At 61.0% G+C, this 18,965-nt stretch carries 14 protein-coding genes; 7 read left to right on the top strand and 7 right to left on the bottom strand.

Features of this window, described 5'->3' with window-relative positions; translation table 11 throughout:
- Positions 1-2 precede the first annotated feature (2 nt).
- Both CWS72_RS09655 and CWS72_RS09650 read right to left on the bottom strand, forming a co-directional pair.
- On the bottom strand, positions 3-872 hold the full coding sequence (locus CWS72_RS09655) for an EAL domain-containing protein (RefSeq protein ID WP_101250427.1): 870 nt from the start codon (positions 870-872) through the stop codon (positions 3-5).
- 211 nt (positions 873-1,083) lie between these two features.
- Complete coding sequence (locus CWS72_RS09650; RefSeq protein WP_101250381.1) at positions 1,084-2,115, bottom strand: substrate-binding domain-containing protein; 1,032 nt, start codon at positions 2,113-2,115, stop codon at positions 1,084-1,086.
- Between the two features lie 197 nt (positions 2,116-2,312).
- On the opposite strand from CWS72_RS09650, the gene CWS72_RS09645 reads away from it, so the two are divergent.
- Positions 2,313-2,957: a DUF47 domain-containing protein gene (locus tag CWS72_RS09645; RefSeq protein ID WP_101250380.1), complete on the top strand. Its 645-nt coding sequence runs from the start codon at positions 2,313-2,315 to the stop codon at positions 2,955-2,957.
- Positions 2,958-2,959: 2 nt separating this feature from the next.
- Positions 2,960-3,970: an inorganic phosphate transporter gene (locus CWS72_RS09640; protein ID WP_101250379.1), complete on the top strand. Its 1,011-nt coding sequence runs from the start codon at positions 2,960-2,962 to the stop codon at positions 3,968-3,970.
- 78 nt (positions 3,971-4,048) lie between these two features.
- Here the strand turns inward: CWS72_RS09640 and CWS72_RS09635 are convergent, their stop codons facing one another.
- Together CWS72_RS09635 and parE are read right to left on the bottom strand one after the other, a co-directional pair.
- Positions 4,049-5,737 (bottom strand): methyl-accepting chemotaxis protein, encoded by a 1,689-nt coding sequence (locus CWS72_RS09635; protein WP_101250426.1) that lies wholly within the window; start codon positions 5,735-5,737, stop codon positions 4,049-4,051.
- A 198-nt stretch (positions 5,738-5,935) separates the two neighbouring features.
- A complete protein-coding gene (parE, locus tag CWS72_RS09630; RefSeq protein ID WP_101250378.1) occupies positions 5,936-7,921 on the bottom strand; it encodes a DNA topoisomerase IV subunit B in 1,986 nt (661 codons plus the stop codon).
- 95 nt (positions 7,922-8,016) lie between these two features.
- Here parE and CWS72_RS09625 point away from each other — a divergent pair, with 95 nt between their 5' ends.
- From CWS72_RS09625 to CWS72_RS09605, 5 genes are all read left to right on the top strand, one after another.
- Positions 8,017-8,397, top strand: coding sequence for an acyl-CoA thioesterase (locus tag CWS72_RS09625; RefSeq protein ID WP_101250377.1), 381 nt, complete (start codon positions 8,017-8,019; stop codon positions 8,395-8,397).
- A gap of 321 nt (positions 8,398-8,718) precedes the next feature.
- Positions 8,719-10,743 carry a M13 family metallopeptidase gene (locus CWS72_RS09620; RefSeq protein WP_241911657.1) on the top strand — a complete coding sequence of 675 codons (2,025 nt, stop codon included), beginning with the start codon at positions 8,719-8,721 and terminating at the stop codon, positions 10,741-10,743.
- 108 nt (positions 10,744-10,851) lie between these two features.
- Positions 10,852-11,796, top strand: coding sequence for a glycosyltransferase family 2 protein (locus tag CWS72_RS09615; RefSeq protein WP_101250376.1), 945 nt, complete (start codon positions 10,852-10,854; stop codon positions 11,794-11,796).
- On the top strand, positions 11,789-13,465 hold the full coding sequence (locus CWS72_RS09610; RefSeq protein WP_101250375.1) for a glycosyltransferase family 39 protein: 1,677 nt from the start codon (positions 11,789-11,791) through the stop codon (positions 13,463-13,465). Before CWS72_RS09615 ends, CWS72_RS09610 begins: the two co-directional genes overlap by 8 nt.
- A gap of 2 nt (positions 13,466-13,467) precedes the next feature.
- Complete coding sequence (locus CWS72_RS09605; RefSeq protein WP_241911656.1) at positions 13,468-15,207, top strand: glycoside hydrolase family 17 protein; 1,740 nt, start codon at positions 13,468-13,470, stop codon at positions 15,205-15,207.
- 243 nt (positions 15,208-15,450) lie between these two features.
- Here CWS72_RS09605 and CWS72_RS09600 read toward each other — a convergent pair whose 3' ends face one another.
- The 3 genes from CWS72_RS09600 to CWS72_RS09590 all read right to left on the bottom strand — a co-directional run bounded on the left by CWS72_RS09600 (position 15,451) and on the right by CWS72_RS09590 (position 18,749).
- A complete protein-coding gene (locus tag CWS72_RS09600; RefSeq protein ID WP_101250373.1) occupies positions 15,451-16,335 on the bottom strand; it encodes a DMT family transporter in 885 nt (294 codons plus the stop codon).
- 20 nt (positions 16,336-16,355) lie between these two features.
- Positions 16,356-17,966 carry a hypothetical protein gene (locus CWS72_RS09595; protein ID WP_146002695.1) on the bottom strand — a complete coding sequence of 537 codons (1,611 nt, stop codon included), beginning with the start codon at positions 17,964-17,966 and terminating at the stop codon, positions 16,356-16,358.
- A 138-nt stretch (positions 17,967-18,104) separates the two neighbouring features.
- Positions 18,105-18,749 carry a TetR/AcrR family transcriptional regulator gene (locus tag CWS72_RS09590; protein ID WP_101250371.1) on the bottom strand — a complete coding sequence of 215 codons (645 nt, stop codon included), beginning with the start codon at positions 18,747-18,749 and terminating at the stop codon, positions 18,105-18,107.
- Between the last annotated feature and the right edge of the window lie 216 nt (positions 18,750-18,965).

Genomic DNA, 18,965 nt, shown 5'->3' with positions numbered 1-18,965 from the left:
AGTCATCTTGATTGCAATGGTTCCGGCCTGAGCAGGCTGGGGTGCGGCCTGGCGTAGTAATAACCTTGCAGCAGATCGACCCCGGAACTGATGGCCAGATCGTGCTGATCAGGCGTTTCGATGCCCTCGCAGACCACCTGGGCCTCCAGGTCGTGGATAATTTCGACCAGTTTGGGAAAAATCAGTCTGGCGCGCGGGTTGACCATCGATTGGACGACCAGGCTGCGGTCCAGTTTCACGAAGTCCGGCGAGAGTTGCCACAATCGGTCGAAATTGGAATCCTGGCAGCCGAAATCGTCGATGGCGACCCGATAGCCGCGCTGCTGGTAATCGGACACGGCCTCGACAAGGCGTCCCAAATCGTCGATGCGCGATTCGACGATTTCAAGCACCACCTGGGTTGGCTTGAGGCCACAATATTGGAGAAGGGTCTCGAAGGCGCTGCCATGGTCGCCACCGCCGACATTGAGCAATTGCCGGCCGTCGACATTGAGGAACAGATATTCCCTGGGACTGGCCTGTCGGACGAAGTTCACCACATGGACCATGCGGCAAAGACGATCGAAGTAGATGATCTCTTCTGACGTCACCGGATAAGCGAACGCCTTGGCCGGTGAAACCGGCGCTTTGTCCACCACATCCTGAGCGCGCAACAAGGCTTCATAGGCCATCGGGCGCATGGTGCCGGCTTCGAAAAGCGGTTGAAAGGCGCTGTGGAGTCTCAGGTCGTCGAATCTGCCGACGGCGACGCCCTCATCAAGACTCATTTGGCGGCAGGCGTTGGAGGGGTGGCCCTGCCACCGGTCGAAGTAGGCGAGCAGCCGATCGAAACGTGCCGCACTTCGTCTACTCCTGCGAACGGTGACGTTCATATTCATGATCTCCTACGCCACCATATTTCGTATGTCGCATCATATTAATTAATTATTAATTGAATAGAATTGGGTTTAGTTTTTTGACGGAGGACTCAACCATTCAGTGATGTTCTCCGGTTGTTCAGGGAAGGTGGATGTTTGTTGTCATAAGACTTGGCCGGCTCAAATAGATCCCCAGGTTGGGGGGCTGGCAATGGCACTCTTGCGGTTAGTGCGCGGTCTTCAAAAGCTCCGCCACTTTGGCCGCTTCCTGGCCACGCTGGTCGTCTGCCAGGGCGATCAATCCGCGTTCGGCCAGATAACCGTCCCTGCTCCATGCCTTTTCCGACGTGAATGCGGCGATATATTCGCGCAATCCACGTGTCGTCTGCAGATGTGCGGTCTTCACATAAAGGAACAGGGGACGCGACAGGGAATAGCGGCCGCTGAAGATATTGTCATAGGTGGCCTCCTGTCCGTCGAAGCTTGCGGCTTGGATCTTGTCGGTGTTCTGGTCGAAATAGCTGAAGGGCAGGATGCCGACCGCGTGGGGTTCCATGATCAGGCGCTGCAGGGCGATGGAATAATTCTGTGAAACATCGACAAAGGCGCCATCTTCGCGGACCGCGGCGCAGATCGTGCGCTGCTGGCGTTCCTCGATGCCCTTGAGGGCGGGGAATTCGGCGCAGGCCTGGGTCATGGCCAGATCGACCAGGCTGTCGCGCGTTCCGTGATTGGGGGCCGGTCCGAAGATCAATATTTTTTCGTCGGGCAGGGCGGCGTCGATGTCCCGCCAGCGCCGATAGGGATTGGCGACCCATTTCCCGTTCTGCGGAACGCTTTTGGCGATGGCCTGGAACAGTTGCTGGCGGGTCAGGTGCATTGGCTTGTTGGGGCGCGCGTTGACGATGACCAAGCCGTCGAAGCCGATGGTGATCTCGGCGATGTCCTTGACGCCATGCTCGGCGCAGTTGGCCGTCTCGCTCGGGCGGATACGCCGCGAGGCGGCGGCGATGTCGGGGCTGGCGGCGTCGAGACTGGCGCAGAAAAGCTTGAGGCCGCCGCCGGTTCCGATGCTTTCGACCACCGGCGCCTTGCCGCCGGTGGTCTTGCCGAAATACTCGGCGACCGCCGTGGCGAAAGGATAGACGGTCGAGGAACCGACGATGCGGATCTGCTCGTCGGCCAGGGCGTCCGCCGCGGCGAACAACTGGACTGCGGCGAAAACGGCATTGGCGAAAACGAACAGTCCGATTTTCATTGAAACCCACAGCTCCCGTTCTGGTGCCAGTCCTGGCGACAACGATCGTCCCCGGGCATTTTAGTGCCGACAGATTACGACGGGCTCAGCCGCTGTCCAGTCCCTGTTTATCGGCGCATGCCTGCAGGGTCATCCTTACTCTCTTGTTCCTCGCGCCTTTAGTGATAGAAATGTGACAAACCAGTTCGAGGATTTTCATGTTTATGCGTGTGTTCCGCTCGCTGATGCCGAAGGAAGAGCGGTTTGTCGACCATTTCATGTCCCATAGCGGATATATCGTGGCGGCCGCCGACGCCCTGGCGGCGATGATGGCTCCCGACCAGCCGGATCGTCCGGCACGCGGCCGCGAGGTTTGCGAAATCGAAAGCGCCGCCGACGGGGTTGCCAGGCAAACCCTGATCGCCTTGCACCGTGCCTTCATCACGCCGTTCGACCGTTCCGACATTCTCGCGCTGAGCAACGCGCTGGACGAGGCCGTCGATCATGTGGAGGAGGTGGTTCTGCATGCCGCGCTCTATAAGGTCAGCGATTTCGACGCGCATATGCGCCTGCTCACCGGGCAGATCCAGCAGGCGGCTCGTCTGGTCGCCGAAATGATGCCCCTTCTGCGTGACATCCCCGGCAACGCCGAGCGCATCCGCACGATGTGCGAAAGCGTCTCCAAGATCGAAGGCGACGCCGATGAGGCGCTTCGCGAAGCGCTCTCCGATCTGATTGAATTGCGTCCGGACACGATTACCTTTTTCGGCCGTAAAGAGGTCTATGAACTGCTGGAGTCGGCGACGGACAGCCTGGATGATGTCGCCGATGTGATCGAAGGTCTCGTGCTGGACAACGTCTGACGATGGACAGCATTCATCTCGGTCTTCCGGCGATCGTGGCGATCATCCTTATCGCCTTGGGTTTTGATTTCATCAACGGATTGCACGACGCGGCCAATTCCATCGCCACGGTCGTCTCGACCCGTGTCCTGCCGCCGAAACTGGCGGTGGCCTGGGCGGCGGGATTCAATTTCATCGCCTTTTTGTTTTTCGGCCTGCATGTGGCCCATACCATTGGAACCGGCATCATCGAGCCATCGGTCATGGATCCCTGGGTGGTGTTCTCGGCGCTTTTGGGGGCGATTCTGTGGAATTTGCTGACCTGGTGGCTGGGGTTGCCATCCTCCTCGTCCCATGCCCTGATCGGCGGCATCGCGGGCGCGGGCGTTGCCAAGGCGGGGCTCTCGTCCATCGTCGCCGACGGATTTTTGAAGACCACGGCGGCCATCGTTTTGTCGCCAGCGGCCGGTTTCATTCTCGCGCTGGCCATTACCCTGGGCGCATCCTGGTTGCTGCGCCGCTCCTTGCCTTACGTGGTCGATCGGCGGTTTCGCAAATTGCAGTTGATATCCGCCTCTCTCTATTCGCTGGGGCATGGCGGCAACGATGCGCAGAAAACCATGGGCATCATCGCAGCCCTTTTGTTTTCTCAAGGGTGGCTCGACGGCGACTTCCATGTCCCCTTGTGGGTGGTGCTGGCGTCCCAGGCGGCCATGGGGCTGGGAACGCTGATGGGCGGTTGGCGGATCGTCCGGACCATGGGGTCGCGGATCACCGACTTGAAGCCTTTCCAGGGATTTTGCGCGGAGACGGCGGGGGCGATCTCGCTGTTTACCGCCACATGGCTGGGGGTCCCCGTTTCGACCACCCATACCATCACCGGGGCCATCGTCGGGGTGGGGTCGGCCCGGCGGACTTCGGCGGTCCGCTGGGGATTGGCGGGAAACATCGTCTGGGCTTGGATTTTCACCATTCCGGCCGCGGGTGGGATCAGCTTCGCCGCCTATTGCCTGGTCCGCATCCTGCTGCTTTGAACCGAACGACACCCGCGTCCGTCCGCCGGGGCAAAGGGCGGAAGGACGCGGGCGCGAGAGCAGTGGCCGCGCCGATGGTCAGGCCGTGCGGACCCCGCTCAGGAATTTTCCGACGGTATCCTTGAGATCTGTCGTTTCCCGGGCCAGGGACTGGGCCGCCGACAAGACCTGAGACGCGGCCGCGCCGGTTTCGGATGCGGCCAGGGTCACGCCGCCGATGTTGGCGGAAACCTCCTGGGTGCCTGCCGCCGCCTGCTGTACGTTGCGGGCGATTTCCGCCGTTGCCGCCGATTGCTCCTCGACGGCCGAGGCGATGGCGGCGGCGATCTGGTTGATCTCCTCGATCCGCCCGACGATGGCGCCGATCGCTCCAACGGCTTCCTGGGTGGCGCTTTGCACGGCGCCGATCTGTGCGCTGATTTCCTCGGTGGCCTTGGCGGTCTGATTGGCCAGATGCTTGACTTCTCCGGCAACCACGGCGAAGCCCTTGCCGGCGTCCCCGGCCCGGGCCGCCTCGATGGTGGCGTTCAAGGCCAGCAGGTTGGTCTGGCTGGCGATGTCGTTGATCAGGTTGATCACGTCGCCGATGCGGGCCGAGGTGTCGGCCAGGCTGCGCACGGTGTCGTTGGTGCGGCTGGCTTCCTCGGATGCGCTTTGCGAGATGCGGCTCGATTGTTCGACCTGCCGGCCGATTTCCGAAATCGACGAGGACAGTTCCTCGGCGGCGGCGGCGACGGTCTGCACGCTGGAGGCCGCTTCCTCGGTGGCCGCGGCCACGGTATCGGCCTGCCGGGTGGTTTGCTGCGAATTGGCCGCCATCGCCTGGGCGGTGGCCTCCATCTGGGTCAGCGCGCTGCTGACGATCTGGAGCATGTTGGAGACGTCCTGGTCGAAGCCTCCGGTCAAGGTTTCGATGGTTTGCGTCCGGACCTCGCGGGCGGCGCGCTCGTGTTCCTGTTCGGCAGCCAGGCGATCGGCGCGGATGGCATTGTCCTTGAAGACCTGCACCGCCTCGGCCATGGCGCCGACCTCGTCCCTGCGTCCGCGCGCCGGAATCTCGATGCCCTTGTCGCCGTTGGCCAGGCTGGCCATCGCGGCGGTCATGGCGGTCAAGGGGTCGGCAATGGCGCGGCGCAGGGCGAACCCCAGGAACAGGGTCAGCAGGACAATGACGCCGAGCAGGGAGAAGGTGATCGTGCGCGCCGTGGCATAGCTGGCGTTCTGCGTCTCGTTGGCGGCGTCGGCGCCCTTGTTGTTGAGCGCGATATCCTTGTTCAGAAGCTCTCGCAATTCGTCGAAGTTCGCCGACGCCTCGGTTTTGATCACCATCAGCGCCTGTTCGTTCATATTCTTCCGCGACAGGGCCATGGCCTTGTCGCCGGCGGCGAAGACTTCGTCGATCTTGCGGGCAAAGGCGTCGTAGAGGCCCTGTTCCTCCGGCGAGGAGATCATCTTTTCATAGTTCTTTCTGATCTCGGCGATTTTCGCGCGGACCTCCGTGATCTTCTGTTCGGCCCGGGTCATGTCGTTGGCGTCCGTGGCGATGAGATGTCGCAACTCCCAGCGGCGGTTCTCGACGAGGTAGACTTCCAGCCGGTTCAGGGCCGTCACGCTCGGCATCCAGTTGGTGGTGATGTCCTGGGTGGCGGTGTTCATCGCCGACATTTGCGAAATTACGACGGCCGCGTTGACGACGAAAAGAAACAGCAGGGCGGCGAAGGCCACCAGCAGTTTGAAGGGTATTTTCAGATTGGTGAAATAGGTCATGATTTGCCCCGTCTTCAGATCGACATGCCAATCCATGGTTGCTTGGCGACGGGGAAAAGTTTGCATGACTTATGGTTGGCAGATATCCCGATTTGGGGACAGTCTTGATTGATATGCGCCGCAGGAACCAGGGCTGGGCTTTGACCGGTCAGGGCAATCGGGTGAACCCGCTTACCCTGTTTGACCGGTCCGATGCGATCAGACGTCCAGATCGCGGGCGAACTGGGCGTGCTCTTGGATGAACTGGAAGCGCAACTCCGGTCGTTTGCCCATCAGACTGTCGACCAGGCGAAGGGTCTCCTTGGCCTCCTGGCGGTCCTCCTCGGTCGGGCCATTGGGCACGACGACGCGCAAAAGCTGGCGCGTCTTGGGGTCCATGGTGGTTTCCTTGAGCTGATGGGGCGGCATTTCGCCCAAGCCCTTGAATCGGCTGATCTCGACCTTCTTGCCGGAGAAGGTGGACGACATCAGTTTGTCCTTGTGGCTGTCGTCGCGGGCATAGATCGTGTTTTGCCCGTGTGTGATCCGGTAAAGCGGCGGGCAGGCCAGGAACAAATGTCCGTTCTCGATGAGGCCCGGCATCTCCTGATAGAAGAAGGTCATCAGCAGAGAGGCGATGTGGGCGCCATCGACGTCGGCGTCGGTCATGATGATGATCCGCTCATAGCGCAATTTGTCATCGTCATACTGATCGCGGATGCCGCATCCCAGCGCCTCGATGAGGTCGCGGATTTCCTGGTTGGCGCGCATTTTGTCGACGGTGGCCGAGGCCACGTTGAGAATCTTGCCGCGCAAGGGGAGGACTGCCTGGGTTTCGCGGCTGCGTCCCTGCTTGGCCGAGCCGCCGGCCGAATCGCCCTCGACCAGGAACAGTTCTGAGCCGTGGGCGAGACTGCGCGAACAGTCGGCCAGCTTGCCGGGCAGCCGCAGGCGCTTGGTCGCCGTCTTGCGCGACAGCTCTTTCGCCTGCTTTTTCTTGACCCGCTCTTCCGCCCGTTCGGTCACGCGGTCGAGGACAGCCTTGGCCGCCGTGGAATCGCCCGAGAGCCAATGATCGAAATGGTCCTTGATGCTATTTTCGACCAAGCGGGTGGCTTCCGGGGAAGCCAGTTTTTCCTTGGTCTGCCCTTGGAATTGCGGGTCGCGGATGAAGACGGACAGCACCACGCAGGCGCCGCTCAGCACATCGTCGGCGGTGATCTGGGCGGCCTTGCGGTTGCCGGCCATCTCGCTGTACTGGCGCAGCCCACGGGTCAGCGCGTTGCGCAGTCCCATGTCATGGCTGCCGCCTTCCGGGGTGGGAATGGTGTTGCAATAGGAGTTCGAGAAGCCTTCCTCGTCCTCGGGCCAGGCGACCGCCCATTCGACCTGTCCCATGTCGTCGGGGAAGGTGGCTGTGCCGGCGAAGCTCTGGCTGCCCAGAAGCTCCCGCCCATCCAGCATGGAATCGAGAAAGTCCTTGAGGCCATTGGGGAAGTGCAGGGTTTCTCGTGCCGGTGTGGTATCGCCGTCCTTGATCATCAACGGATCGCAGGTCCAGCGGACCTCGACTCCGCGATAAAGATAAGCCTTGGCGCGGGCCATACGATAGAGCGGGCCGGGGCGTAGTTGCGCGCGGGGGCCGAAGATCTCGCCGTCGGGATGGAAGGCGACGGTGGTTCCACGCCGGTTCTGAACCGGGCCGACCAGGGTCAAGGGTCCCATGGGCACGCCGCGTGAATAGCTTTGCGTCCACAACTGGCGGTCGCGCGCCACTTCGACGGACAGGCGATCCGAAAGAGCGTTGACCACGGAAATGCCCACGCCATGCAGGCCGCCCGATACCTTGTAGGCGTCGCCACCGAACTTGCCGCCGGAATGCAGCATGGTCAGGATGACTTCCAGGGCCGACTTGTCGGGGAACTTCGGATGAGGGTCGATGGGAATGCCGCGTCCATTGTCGCGGACGACCACGGAGCCATCGATCTTCAACTCCAGTTCGATCCAGCTCGCATGGCCGGCGACCGCCTCGTCCATGGCATTGTCCAGGACTTCGGCGGCCAGATGATGGAGCGCCTTGTCGTCGGTGCCGCCGATATACATGCCGGGGCGCCGGCGTACGGGCTCCAGGCCTTCCAGGACTTCGATGTCCTTGGCGGAATAGTCGGCGACTTTGGGGGAGGATTGTTGGAACAAATCAGGCATGGCGGCATTATAGGGATGCCTTTGAATGCCGGCAAGCGTATCCGGTGGTGTGCGTGAACGACCACTACTACATGTTGAGAGGGGTTATATATTAAATGACGGAACAGGAACCGCCAGGCCTTTTGACCATCCGGACGATCGCCATGCCGAGCGATCTCAATTACGAGGGTGACGTGTTCGGCGGCTGGCTTTTATCGCAGATGGACCTGGCCGGAGGCATCGCCGCCCGCTGGCGGGCCAAGGGGCGGGTTGCCACCGTCGCCATCGAGGCCATGCAATTTCACACGCCGATCCGTATGGGAGACGAGGTGTCGTGCTATTGCACGGAAGTCAAAGTCGGCCGGACGTCGCTGACCTTCCGCGTCGAGGCGTGGGTGCGCCGGCGTGACGGCGGCGCCCAGGAAAAGGCGACGCATGGCACCTTCACTTTCGTCGCCATCGGTCCCGATGGCCGGCCCCGACCGGTCTGCCCATGAATATCGGGTAAAAGGAGTGAGGAGCTTCCTGAAATGTCTTTTGGGCGTATCATCCAAAATGAGGTGCGCCGCGACCTGGATTTGTCCAGTTGTGGTCGTCTTTTGAATACTCGTAAATATTAAGACAAGTTTAATGGATGGTCTTTTGCAGATGATGCGGATGGTTTGGCTTATTTTTTATCCGGGCTCATCTGTGCCATCTGTGGATAAATAGATATTCATCGCGGATGCCGTCTTCGATCCGACTTGGCAAGTCGGTCCAGGTTTCCCATACTGCGGCGCCGCCGGCGTCGGGTTGGCGGGTATAATAAGGATGGCGGAATGAAAATGCGGGGTCTGCTGGCGCTTGCGGTTTGCGCGTCTTTTGGGGCGGTTCCGGCTGCCCGGGCCGATGCCGGCGCCATATCCAAGCCGATGAGTCTGAAGGAAATGGTCGATCCCGCCATTTCTCCCTGCCAGGATTTTTTCCAATATGTCTGCCGGAACTGGCAGGCCGCCAATCCGATTCCCGACGATCAGTCCCGCTGGGGTCAGTTCTATGTGTTGCGCGAGGCCAATCTGGCCAAATTGCGCGGTCTTCTGGAAAATGTCGGGTCGGATGCGACGCGGGAGGCCCGGAGGGCGGGGGACTTCTATGGCGCCTGCATGGATGAGGATGGGATCGAAGCCAAGGGTATCGAACCGCTCAAGTCCTTGCTGGCCGAAATCGACGATCTGGCAGGCAAACGGGAGCTGACGCCCCTGCTGGCCAAGCTGCATCGCTGGGGTATTTCCGGATTCTTCGCCTTCGGCAGCGCCCGCGATCCCGAGGATTCCGAGCGCCAGATCGCCGGCGCCGATCAGGGGGGCCTGGGCCTGCCCGACCGTGATTTCTATTTCCGCAAGGACGCGAAGGCCGTCCAGCAGCGCGACGCCTACCAGGCCCACATCGCGAAGATGTTCACCCTGGCGGGCGAGGAGGCGGAGCAAGCCGGTCGACGGGCCAAGGCCGTTCTGGATCTTGAGACCGCCATGGCGGAGGTATCCCTCGACCGGGTGTCGCGTCGGGATCCCCGCAAGGTCAACAAGCCGATGCCCTTCGCCCAGTTTGAAAGCGAGGCTCCGGACTTCGATTGGGCCGCTTATGCGAAAGACCTGGGGGCTCCGGCTTTCGATCGGATCAATGACCAGTCGTCGGCCTATTTGTCCAAAATCGGCGGCATCATTGCCACGGCCTCTCTGGACGATGTCAAAAGTTATCTCCGCTGGCATCTGCTGCATTCGGCCGTGCGTCTGCTGCCAAAGGCGTTCGTCGAGGAGAATTTCGATTTCTACGGGCGGACCCTGGCCGGCACGCCGGCGTTGCAGCCTCGCTGGAAGCGCTGCGTGCAATTGACCGACCATGCCCTGGGCGAGGATTTGGGGCGGCTTTTCGTGGCCCGATATTATCCTCCGGCGGCGAAAAGCCGGATGAGGGAATTGGTCAGCGCGGTGCATGTTTCCTTTGGCCGGCTGATCGCCGAGGCCGACTGGATGACACCCGGGACCAAGGCCAAGGCGCAAGCCAAGCTGGCCCTTATGGCTTCGAAGATCGGCTATCCCGACAAGTGGCGCGATTATTCCAGTGTGGCCGTCAGCCGTGACGACGCGCTCGGCAATTTCTGGCGGGCCAATGCTTTCGAAATGGCGCGCGACCTGGAAAAGATCGGTGCCGAGGTTGACCACGGGGAGTGGCATATGACCCCACCCACGGTGAACGCCTATTATTCCGGAGAAAACAACGACATCAATTTTCCGGCCGGTATTTTGCAGTATCCGTTCTTCGACAAGGATGCCGACGACGCCTTGAATTTTGGCGCGATCGGCATGGTGATCGGTCATGAGATGACGCATGGTTTCGACGATCAGGGCCGGCAATATGATGGCAAGGGCAATCTGGTCGACTGGTGGACCACGGAAGATGCCCGGAAGTTCGGGGCCAAGAGCCAATGCCTGGTCGACGAATACGGGACCTTCGTCGCCGAGGGCGCGGTGACGCTGAACGGAAAACTGACCTTGGGGGAAAACACCGCCGATAACGGCGGGGCGCGTATCGCCTATTGGGCCTTGAAGAAATATCTGGCCGGCAAGAAGGTCGGCAAGATCGACGGCTGGACTCCCGAACAGCGCTTCTTCATCGGCATGGCGCGTGTCTGGTGCGGTTCGGAACGACCGGAAACCCGGCGGCTGCAGGCGCAGGTCGACCCGCATTCGCTGGCCGAATACCGCGTTAACGGCGTGGTGGCCAACATGCCGGAGTTCGCCCGGGCATTTTCATGCGTGCCGGGCGATGCCATGGTGCGCAAGGACAGCTGCAAGGTCTGGTAAGAGCGCGGTTTGCCCATTCGTTGCGCAGAGGCATTGACGCCACCGGCCGCGGTCGGCATCCTCCGCGCCTGGTCCGATGGGGTCGCATCGGTGGAGATAGCGTGTGCTATGAAAATTGCCGTTCTCATTCCTTGCTATAATGAAGAAAAAGCCATCGCCGCAGTGGTCCGGAAGTTCCAGGCGGCGTTGCCGGGGGCCGGGATTTATGTCTACGACAACAATTCGACCGATCGTACCGCCCTGGAGGCGCGGAGCGCCGGCGCCGTCGTGCGGGCCGAACCCCTGCAGGGCAAAGGCAATGTCGTGCGCCGCATGTTCGCCGACATCGAGGCCGACATCTATGTCATGACGGACGGCGACGAGACCTATCACGCGCCGAGCGCGCCGCTGATGATCGAAAAACTGATCGCCGAAAATCTCGACATGGTGGTCGGCAGCCGCCTGAAGACCGACGCCAGCGAGGCGTTCCGCCGAGGACATCATCTGGGTAACCGCCTGTTGACCGGTGCCGTTTCAACGATCTTCGGCGACCGATTCCAGGACATGCTGTCGGGATATCGGGTGTTTTCCCGCCGTTTCGTAAAATCCTTCCCGGCTATTTCGGCGGGTTTCGAGACCGAGACCGAACTGGCCGTGCACGCATTGTCCCTGCGCATGCCGGTGGCCGAGATGGAAACGCCCTACGGAGCGCGGCCGAAAGGCTCGTCCAGCAAGCTCAGGACCTATCGCGATGGAGCGCGGATTCTTTGGATGATTTTCCGATTGTTCAAGGAAGAGAGACCCCTGGCTTTCTTCTCGCTGGCTTCGGTGCTCCTGGCCGCCCTTAGCCTGCTGCTGGCGGTTCCAATCGTCATCACCTACATCCAGACGGGACTGGTGCCCCGGTTCCCGACGGCCTTTCTGTCGACGGGGATCATGATTCTGGCCTTTCTCAGTCTGGTCAGCGGAGTCATTCTCGACACCGTGACGCGCGGACGCCAGGAGATCAAGAGGTTGGCCTATCTTTCCCATCCAGGGCCGGCGGAACTGGGGAAGCGGAACGGCGATGAGTGAGACGTCGAGACCGCAGGAGGAGGCCGTCGCCCGTGTCACCGGCCGGCGGTGGGGGCTCGTCTTTCATGATCTGGCCCGCCTGGTTTTGCTGGGGGTGGCGATCCTCGTCATCCTTACTTATGGCGACTACGGGATCACCAATGACGAAGAGGTTCAGAACGTCTACGGCGTGAAGCTTCTGGCGTTCTACACGTCCTTTTTTCAGGACGGCTCGGCCTTCAATTATCTTGATCTTTTCCGCTATGGCGGCTTCTTCGATCTGATCGCCGCCGTGCTCAACCTTTTTTCGCCGCTGGGCGAATACGAGACCCGCCATCTGCTGGGTGGGCTGGTCGGCGTCGTCGGCATGGCCGGCGCCTGGCGGTTGGGCCGGCATCTCGGTGGTCCGCGCGTCGGGTTCCTGGCTCTCCTGCTGCTGTTGCTGACTCCGGCCTATTACGGCCACAGCTTCAACAATCCCAAGGACGCACCCTTCGCCGCCGCCATGGTATGGACGCTCTACTATCTGTGCCGGGTGGTGTCCGCCTTTCCCTCGCCGCCGCTGCGCCTGGTGGCGAAGCTGGGCGTGGCGTTGGGCGTGGCGCTCAGCATCCGGGTCGCCGCCGTTCTGGTGGGGCCGTATCTGGCGGTGGGGGCCGGTCTCTATCTGTTGGGCTTGTGGCGTGAAACCCATGATTTTTCGCGCATCCGCATTAGTCTGTGGTGGTTGGTCCGCCGTCTGCTTCCCGCCGCGGTCATCGCCTATCTTCTGATGGGGGTGTTCTGGCCGTGGGGAGTGATGAGCCCCTTCAATCCCTTCGAGGCCTTGCGCGATTTCTCCAAGCTGCCGATCAACATCGACACCCTGGTGGCCGGCATCTGGGTCAAGGCGACTCAGGTGCCCCGGGATTATCTGCCCGACTACCTGCTGGTCAATTTGCCGGAAGTGGTGCTGTTCGGTCTTTTGGCGGCGGGGGGCTCCGGCATCGCCTGGTTGTTCAGCCGCTTGCCCAAAGGCCGGTGGTTCCCCGTCGACACCAGCGTCGCCGAAATGCGGCGGGCGCAGATCCTGATGGTGACCATCGCCGCTTTTTTCCCGATCGTCTTTTTCATTTTCTTCAAGCCGACCGCCTATAACGGCATTCGCCATTTCCTTTTCGTCGTGCCGCCCCTGGCGGTGCTTTCGGCGATGGGGATCGATCGCGTCTGGGATCTTCTGGCGCGGACCAGCGAACGGTTGGGGCGGTTTTTCGCCGTGGTCCTGACCGGGGTGCTGGTGACGCAGACCTGGGTGATGGCCCAGCTGCATCCCGACGAATACGTCTATTACAATATGCTTACCGGCGGAGTGAAGGGAGCCGAAGGCGCCTACGAACTCGACTATTGGGGCAACTCCCTGGTCGAGGCGACCAAGGATCTCGCGGAATACATCGCCATGGAAAACGGCGACAAGCCGATCACGCGGGTTTACAAGGTCGCGGTATGCGGGCACCGCCTGTCGGCGGCCTACTTCTTCCCGGAATATATGGAATTCACCAAGAAGCTCGATGACGCGGATTTTCTCGTGGCCTTCACCCAGGCGAATTGCCACCGCCATTTCGAGGGACGCCAGATTATTTCGGTCGAGCGCTTCGGCGTCGCCCTTTCGGTGGTCAAGGATCGCCGCTATCTGAAGAATCGTAACAAATAAGCATGAGTTCTCATCCTCCCATGCGTCTTGCCTCCTTCGTCGCCGCGCTGGTCATTTCGGCCGCCGCCGCCGCCCTATGGTTCATCTGCGACCGTCCCGTGCCAGTCGAGCCTTCCTGGAACGAACCTTTGCGCAGCGTCTCCTTCGCGCCTTTCCGGCGTGGACAGAGCCCGCTGACCAAAACCTATCCGACTCCCGTCCAGATTGAGGAGGATTTGCGCGCATTGGTCGGACATGCGCGAGGGATTCGGACCTATACCGCCCGCGAGGGCATGGATGTGGTGCCCGAACTGGCGGCGAAATATGGCCTGAAAGTGATCTTCGGCGCTTGGCTGGGGAGCGAGCGGGATATTAACGATCGTGAGATCGATGCCCTGATCTCGGCGGCCAATGCCCATCCCGACGCCATAGAGCGGGTGTTGGTCGGCAATGAGGTGCTGTTGCGCCGCGATCTGACGTCGGAACAGTTGATCTCCTATATCCGCCGGGTCAAGGCGGCGGTGAAGCAGCCGGTTTCCTACGCCGATGTCTGGGCTTTCTATTTGAAATATCCCGAAGTCGGTCGTGAAGTCGATTACATCACCATCCATATCCTGCCGTTCTGGGAGGATGAGCCGGTCGCCATCGATCATATCGAAGAGCATTTCGTGAAGATCGTCGATCGGATCAGACAGGCTTTTCCCGGGAAACCCATTCTGATCGGCGAGGCCGGCTGGCCTTCGCTGGGCCGCGATCGGGGGCCTGCGGTGGTCAGTACGGTCAATGAGGCGCGTTTCGTTCGCCAGATGGCCGCCATCGCCAAGCGCCACGACTTCGACTACAACGTCGTCGAGGCCTTCGACCAACCCTGGAAGGCGGCCCTGGAAAACACCGTCGGCGCTTCCTGGGGGGTGTTCGACATCGATCGCAAGGCGAAATTCGAGATGAGCGGGCCGGTCGTCGAGGTGGCCGACTGGCCGCTTCGGGCCGCCTGGGCCATCGGCATCGGTTTTCTGACGGCGTTGGCGTTTGGGCGGTCCATTCCGGGGTTTGCCGGCAAATTGACGCTGGCGCTGTTCGCGCAATTGCTGTCCTGGCTTGCCGTCACCACCGTCTTCCATGTCGAGGCCGTCAGTTTTCGGTGGTGGCAGGATATCTGGGCGGTGTTCCGCGGCGGTCTCGCCGCGGTCATGGCCGTCGCCGTGGTCGTCCGGGCCAGGGAACTCCTTGCCGAACCGCGCCGCGCCGTAGGGCCCGCTTTATCCGAACCGCCCGACCGGTGGCGGGGGGACGGCCTGTCGCGCCTGTTTGGCCTTTATGCCGTCGTCTGGACGCTATTGCTGGCCGTCGACGGGCGGTACCGCGATATTCCGGTGATCGATTTCTCGGTTCCCGCCGTCGGTCTGCTTTGCCTGTTGCTGCTGCGCGCCCTGCTTGCCGGCCGGCAAGGGGCCCCGGTGCTGCCGGCCCTGGCCTTCGATGGTCTTTTCCGGCGCGCGGGTGGGGTATCGTTCCGCCAGGCCGCCTGGCTGGCCGGCTGCCTTTTGCTTTCGTCGGTCGCGGCGATCGCCAGCGAGGGGCTGGCGGTGATGTTCGGCGAGGACTTCACCAAGGATCACCCGACGTTCGGCGAACAGGTTCCGTTAATTTTGCGCGCCATGATTTCGAACCGCGAGATGAACCTGTGGGCGATCATGCTGCTGTCGCTGGCCTTGCCCTATCTGGTCAATGTCCTGCGGCGCCGGGCCGGAAGCGCCGGTTGATCGATAATATCAACTCTCGGTGATCGGAACCGATCACCGAGCCCTCAATCGCCGGGCGGGATACATCCGTATCCGTTGCTTGGCCATGCTCGGCCTTCGGCCCGCCTGCGGCGTCGTTTGCCCTTCGGGCTGCTAAGGCTTACGCGCGAACGCTCGCGCGGGGTCTCAACGGCCCAGCCAAGTCTCGATGAGGCATCCTCATCGAGACTTGGTATAAGCCAGAATGCCCGTCACGGGCTGGTGTCAGGTGCCCGACGTCTGTTTCTGCCGGTACCAGACATAGAGACCGCTACAGCAGATCAGCGTGGTTCCGACCAGCGTCCAAACATCCGGCACGTTATGGAAGAAGATGACGCCCGAAAGAATGGCCAGGACCAGCTGGGTATAGGAAAACGGCGCCAGGACCGAGGCGCTGGCATGGTGAAAGGCCAAGATGAGCATGTAGTGGGAGACGAACCCCAAGGAGCCGTAAAGCACCAGCAGTCCCCATTCCAGGGCGTCCGGCGAATGCCAGACCCAAGGCATGACGGGGGTCATGGCGGCACAGCCGCCCAATCCGGTCCAGAAAATGGTGGTCAGGGCGCGATCGCGCCCACTCAGCGCGCGGGTCGCCAACTGGTAACAGCCGTTGCACACCGCGCCGGCCAGGGGAAACAGCACGGCCAGGTCGAAGCTGCCGCTGCCGGGACGGACCACCACCAGCACACCGGCAAATCCCACCAGCACCGCCGCCCAACGACGCGGGCCGACTTTCTCTTTCAGCAGCGGGACCGCCAGGGCGGTGACCACCAGGGGGGTGGCGAAGCCGATGGCGGTTACGGTCGCCAACGGCAGATGCCGGAATCCCATGTTGAACAGCAAGGTAACGGCCAGAAGCATCAATGAACGGGCGATCTGCAATCCGGGCCGCGAGGTGACGGCCAGGCGCAATGGACCATGCCACAGGATCACCGGCAGCATGGCGGTGAGGTGGAAGACGTAGCGCGCCCAGACGATCTGGCTGACGGGAATCCGCGTGGTCAGGAACTTGGCGACACTGTCCATGCAGACGAACAGGGTGACCGCGAGGAGGAGCCAGAGTATGCCGCGAGACAGGTTGCCGTGAGGGGTCGAAGCGAAGGATGTCATGGGCCGGCTCCGTCTGGAGTTTATTTCCGTTCCACCGGGCAGAGATCGTAGGGCGCCGCGCCGATCGGCGAGGTGACCGTGGCGCAAAGGCCGTCCGGGATGAAAAGACCGTAGTCGCCCAGGCGATTGATCACATCATGACGTTCGGTGGGAATGAAAAGGGCGGACAGTCGCCCCCGATGATGTTCGACGATCCGGTGCATTTCCTGATTGAAGCGGACTGTGGTTTGATCGGGGTTGGTAAAGGTGCTGTCGATCCGGAGAAAGCGGATTTCCGGAGGAAATGCGGGGAGCAGGAAAGAAAGCGGCTCATGTCCGGCCAAAAGGACAATGGTGTTCGCCGGGTCGGGAATGGCGGGGACTTCCACGGCGACGGCCTGGTCTTCGAAGGGAACGCGGATCCATGTGCCGGGCCTGGTCGAGACGACCAGCAGCGCCAGCAGTCCGATGGTCAATGGACGGCGAAAGCGGCCGAGAGGGGTCAAATATCCCACGGCGAGAACGGCCAGGAGCGGCGCCAGCATTTCGATGGCGATGATGTAGCGATAAACGCCGAATAACTGTACCCAGACCACATAGGATATGGCTGTTGCGGTCAGCAGATAGGCCGCCTGTCGCCGTTCGAAGGGAGCGGGAGGGGATGGCATTTTGCGCCGGGCCGCATCCCGCCAGGCCGTAATGCCGGCCAATGGGATCAGCAGGAAGACGCTCAGCACGCGGTAGTCCCGGAAGTGGATCTCTCCCGCCTGCCGGCTATCCAAGCTGAACAGCACCGGGAAGTAGACCCGTCGCCAGGCGGACCCCAGCAGATATTGGACGTCGCGATAGGAATCCACCAATCCCCAGGGTGAGCGGAAAAATTGATTGAACATGGGGAACAGCGGATTGCCGTAGAGGTGCCACAGGTGCCACATCCAGTATCCGCCACCGAGCGCCAATCCGCCCAGGATGCCGAGACCGCAGAAGAATGCGGCCAGCAGGCGTCGCCATGGCGAAACGGGAAGGCAAAACAAAAGCCCTCCGCAAACGCCGAACGTGTAGATGACCGAGGTTTGCTTGAGCCCGAAAGCCAGTCCGGCGGGAAGACCGACGAGAGCCGCCGAAAGGCAGGCTTGTTTCCAGTCTCCCCCCTCCAGCCGCTTCCAATGGCGAAGCGCCAGGGCCAGGGATCCGAAGAAACCGAAGCTCAACAGATTGTCATAGAAAACGGTGCCGATTTCGGAAAGAGCCACGGCACCGCAGGTTCCGGCCAGCGCGACGGCGCCGCAGATCGACAGGCGCCGCCAAGACCCCCGGATGATCAGAACGCGTTCCGCCAGGCAATGGAGAAGAATGAAGTTGATGCCGTGCAGACAGCCCAGCAGAAAAGCCAGAAGGCGCGCCGGCAGCCATTGGGCGAGAAGAAAATAGGGGACGTCGATGATCGGATTGTAGAAGGTGGGGATCTGGGCCGTCGCGATGTCGCGGTCATAGCGATCGGTCAGCAGAGCCCAGGCGTTATAATAATGATAATTCCGCAAATCCCAGTTGGCGTCCATGCCGAGATATAGCGCTGCCAGCCCGAAACATGGCGGGACGACGAAGAAAAGCAGAAGACGCGCGCGTTGTGGGGGGGAGTGCGATGGAATCATGACCATTGCTAACCTTCCCGACGGTTAGCGTCAAGCCAGTGCACGGATTCAGTGAAATGATTCGGTGCGCCAAGCCCGAGCGGCGTCTGATCGGAGCACTCGCCATGACGGCGTTCGCAAGAACGCCGTATTTTCCACTCAGGCCAGGATCTGTTTCATGACGTTGCCGCTTCCCTGCAGATAAGCTCTGACGGAGGTGGCAATCAGATTGTCGATGTTTTCCGGCACCGGCAGTTTGTAGATCCATTTGCGCAACGCGATATAGGAGATCGAACCGTGGAGAGCCCAGGCGAGATTGACTTCCTCTTCGCAGATGGGCCGGGTTTCCGCCGTCGGCAGTCCCAGGTCATGACGCAATTCGGCGCAGAAAGGTTTGAGAATATTGTTGGAGACAATATCGAAATAGCGCTGGTTGACGCCTTCCCCCTTCAATCCTGCGAACATGAAGATGCGGATCCATTCCGCATTGAAGATCGTGCTGCAGTAATTTTGGTAGAAATCGATCAGCCGTTCGTCCAGGGGACGTTTCCTGTCGCGCAGCAGTTCTTCCCATTCCGGGCGCCAGCGGCGCAGGAACACTTCGTCGAAGACCCGTTCGATCAAGGCTTCCTTGTCGGCGAAATACCGATAGAGCAGGGGCTGGGTGACACCAAGACGCTCGGCCAAAGCCCGGGTTTGTCCTTCAAAACCCACTTCCGAGAAAAAGCGGACGGCTTCTTCAATGATGAGGCGTTCGCGTTCGGCTCTCGGCAGGCGTTTACGTTGTCCATTTCCGCTCTTCACCTCGGGGCCTCCATCCCTTGCTTATCACTTTCGATGTAAACTACTCGGCACCACATTTGTCAAAGCTTTCGTGAGGTTAAGTGGATTTCTGGAAAAAAACAGATATCCTTATTTAGTAGGCGCGATGCGGTTCATGGTTGCGCACGCTTGAATTGTCGGTTGCGCATTCTGCAAGTATTTTTAGTCATATAAATGTATGTTTTTTCATAAAATTAT

The sequence above is a fragment of the Telmatospirillum siberiense genome, assembly GCF_002845745.1.
Lineage (GTDB): Bacteria > Pseudomonadota > Alphaproteobacteria > Rhodospirillales > Magnetospirillaceae > Telmatospirillum > Telmatospirillum siberiense.
The sequence above is the reverse complement of the archived record's forward strand: the minus strand, read 5'-3'. Positions and strand labels throughout refer to the sequence as shown.

What these genes read in the sequence shown, in the direction of transcription:
- CWS72_RS09645 (WP_101250380.1), top strand. Translation starts at nt 2,313, where the DNA reads ATGTTTATGCGTGTGTTCCGCTCGCTGATGCCGAAGGAAGAGCGGTTT.
- CWS72_RS09635 (WP_101250426.1), bottom strand. Translation starts at nt 5,737, where the DNA reads ATGACCTATTTCACCAATCTGAAAATACCCTTCAAACTGCTGGTGGCC.
- CWS72_RS09615 (WP_101250376.1), top strand. Translation starts at nt 10,852, where the DNA reads ATGAAAATTGCCGTTCTCATTCCTTGCTATAATGAAGAAAAAGCCATC.
- CWS72_RS09655 (WP_101250427.1), bottom strand. Translation starts at nt 872, where the DNA reads ATGAACGTCACCGTTCGCAGGAGTAGACGAAGTGCGGCACGTTTCGAT.
- CWS72_RS09650 (WP_101250381.1), bottom strand. Translation starts at nt 2,115, where the DNA reads ATGAAAATCGGACTGTTCGTTTTCGCCAATGCCGTTTTCGCCGCAGTC.
- CWS72_RS09605 (WP_241911656.1), top strand. Translation starts at nt 13,468, where the DNA reads ATGAGTTCTCATCCTCCCATGCGTCTTGCCTCCTTCGTCGCCGCGCTG.
- CWS72_RS09625 (WP_101250377.1), top strand. Translation starts at nt 8,017, where the DNA reads ATGACGGAACAGGAACCGCCAGGCCTTTTGACCATCCGGACGATCGCC.
- parE (WP_101250378.1), bottom strand. Translation starts at nt 7,921, where the DNA reads ATGCCTGATTTGTTCCAACAATCCTCCCCCAAAGTCGCCGACTATTCC.
- CWS72_RS09595 (WP_146002695.1), bottom strand. Translation starts at nt 17,966, where the DNA reads ATGATTCCATCGCACTCCCCCCCACAACGCGCGCGTCTTCTGCTTTTC.
- CWS72_RS09610 (WP_101250375.1), top strand. Translation starts at nt 11,789, where the DNA reads ATGAGTGAGACGTCGAGACCGCAGGAGGAGGCCGTCGCCCGTGTCACC.
- CWS72_RS09640 (WP_101250379.1), top strand. Translation starts at nt 2,960, where the DNA reads ATGGACAGCATTCATCTCGGTCTTCCGGCGATCGTGGCGATCATCCTT.
- CWS72_RS09600 (WP_101250373.1), bottom strand. Translation starts at nt 16,335, where the DNA reads ATGACATCCTTCGCTTCGACCCCTCACGGCAACCTGTCTCGCGGCATA.
- CWS72_RS09620 (WP_241911657.1), top strand. Translation starts at nt 8,719, where the DNA reads ATGAAAATGCGGGGTCTGCTGGCGCTTGCGGTTTGCGCGTCTTTTGGG.